The following is a 2,432-nucleotide window of genomic DNA, read 5'->3' on the forward strand; positions in this document are numbered from 1 at the left end:
AACTGTTCAGCATTTCTTCGCCGTGCGGAGCATGGCGTATAAATGCCTGTTGGACTAAGCCGCCCATCAGGCTGCTACACAGCTTCTATAGGGTATTGTATTGGTCGGTGTGCGGCCTGAGACGTCAGGTCGCGCGCATACGGAGCTGTTGTGACGCGTTCGAGCAGTGATGTTGGCCATGATCCCAGGTCCCTCCGGGGCTAATTTGCCCCAACGTAGCGCGCCTGCTGGTCAAAATCCATCATCGGGACGAGCCCCGCTTTGACCCGCGAGCGGGCCGTATCGCCGAGTCCGTTGTGTGGGTAGGGCGTTAGCTCATCCTCGATAGCGTTGCTCCTTGTGGTTGGGGGGTCGGCTACGTTTGAGTCGCTGGGGCGTGAGGGTCCCGATCACCCGCAGTGTCGGTTGCCCGCAGTGTCGGCAAATGTAGGTCGGCTCCGCGTCGTTGGCGGCAGGTTCGGCATCCAGTGTCACCTCGACAACCGATAGTGTTTGGCGGATCTGTGCTAGGCGTCGTCGCCGGCAGCGATTGGCCAGAAAACCGTAGTGACGGACCCGCATCAGCCCCTTGGGCAGGACGTGGAGCAGGAAGCGGCGCACGAACTCCTCGCCATCGAGGATGAGCTGTTTACGCCGGTCACGGTCGCGGTAGTCCTTGTAGCAAAGGGTCACCTGGCGGTCGTCCACGGCGAGGATGCGGGCATTGCTGATGGCGATCCGGCGCGTGTAGCGCGCCAGGTAGCGCACCACCGTGTCGGTGTGTTCGAGACAGTCCTTGCTGTAGACCACCCACTCGGTGGCCATCAGCGCGTTGAGCTGGTCACCGACGTCACCGGGCCGGGTGACCCGGTGGAGTTCACCGGCAGTAGCGGCCTGGCGCAGTCCACTGACCAGGTGTCCACGAAAGTGGCGCGACAGGGCCCGGACCGGGAACAGGTAGTGGCTGCGCGCCTCGCGCCAGATGCCATCGTCGCCCAGCGCACCGCCGGGCACCAGGCAGTGCAGATGCACATGCTGGCTCAGGTTCTGGCCCCAGGTATGGAGCACCGCACTCATGCCCATCTCGCCACCGAGACGCTTGGGGTCGCGACCGAAGGTACGCAGTGTCTGCCAGGCGCTCAGGAACAGCTGCCGGTAGATCACCTCGGGGTGCAGCTGGACCCAGCCGTTGAGGCTGTGCGGCAGGGTGAACACGACATGGTAATAGCGCACGGGCAAGATATTCGCCTGCTGATGCTCGGCCCACTGCGCCATGGCACGGCCCTGGCACTGCGGGCAGTGGCGATCGCGACAGCCGAAATAGTGTGGCTGGGTGTGGCCGCAGTCCGAGCACTGCAAGGCCGTCCCGCCCATCGCCTCGGTGCGGCAGGCGAGCAGGTGGTGGCACACGCGTTGGCGCTGGCGATCCAGGCCGGCCGGGTTGAGAAAGCGGGTCAGGGCCTGTTGGAGGGTGGCGGTCTCAGTCATGGCCCACCTCCAGGCCGGCCACCAGGTCGATGTGGCCCTGACGCGCCCCTTGCTGGCCCGGCAGCCAGTGCAGGTAGCGCATCGTCGACTGGATGCTGCGGTGGCCCAGCAGCCGCTGGAGCTGATGAACGGGCATACCCTGCTCCAGAACATGCGTGGCATAGGCATGGCGCAGGCTGTGGATGCCACCGATCCGCTCGACCCCGGCCTGGCGTTTGGCCTGGGTAAAGGCCTTCTGCGGTGCGCTTGGGTGCAGCGCGCGATCCGGAAACAAGGCGCTCGGGAATAGCCATGTCGCCGGCCGATAGGCACGCCAGTAGTCGCGCAAGCGATCGAGCAGGGTCGCCGGTAGCAGGACCATGCGATCCTTCGCGCCCTTGCCCTGGGCGACACGCAGCTGGCCACGTTGGCTATCGATATCGCTGACCCGCAGGTGACAGACCTCGCTGACGCGTAGTCCGCAGCCGTAGCACAGGTCGAGCATCATGCGATGTTTGGGGTTGTGGCAGGCGGCCAGGATCCGCCGAACGTCGTCGCGGGTCAGCAGCTCCGGAATCCGTTGCGGTGTCTTCGGCACCACCGGCGATACCTCAACCGACGGCCAGTGCAACACTTGCAAGTAGAGGAACCGCACGCCGTGCAGATAGACGCGGCAGCTGGCGGCGGACAAACCGCGCTCCTGGACCAGGTGATGGAAGAAGCGTTGCAGATCGTCGGTGCTCAAGGTGTCTGGCGAACGGTGGAAATAGCGCGCCAGGTCCGTGATCACTGTCAGGTAGGTAGTGTGGGTACGTTGCGCGAAGCCATGCTGACGCATGGCCTCGATCATCATCTGTCGCAAGGCGGTCATCGTCGTCACTCCTGTTCGTTGACCCACGTAGGTCAAGGAACAGTGTGGTTCGATGAGGCGAAAGACAGGATTCGACGACAGCTACCGCGAAGCGGTTTAGTTCAACAGGTATTAG

At 63.9% G+C, this 2,432-nt stretch carries 2 protein-coding genes; both read right to left on the reverse strand.

All coding sequences use genetic code 11. The annotated features are described in order from the left end of the window. Window positions 1-315 precede the first annotated feature (315 nt). Window positions 316-1,467, reverse strand: a complete 1,152-nt coding sequence (locus ETC27_RS16415) for an IS91 family transposase (RefSeq protein WP_136256049.1) — start codon at window positions 1,465-1,467, stop codon at window positions 316-318. Beyond that, entirely contained in the window at window positions 1,460-2,317 is an 858-nt protein-coding gene (locus tag ETC27_RS16420) for a tyrosine-type recombinase/integrase (RefSeq protein ID WP_136256050.1), read from the reverse strand. Before ETC27_RS16420 ends, ETC27_RS16415 begins: the two co-directional genes overlap by 8 nt. Window positions 2,318-2,432: the final 115 nt, after the last annotated feature.

The organism is Onishia niordana (assembly GCF_004798965.1).
GTDB lineage: Bacteria > Pseudomonadota > Gammaproteobacteria > Pseudomonadales > Halomonadaceae > Onishia > Onishia niordana.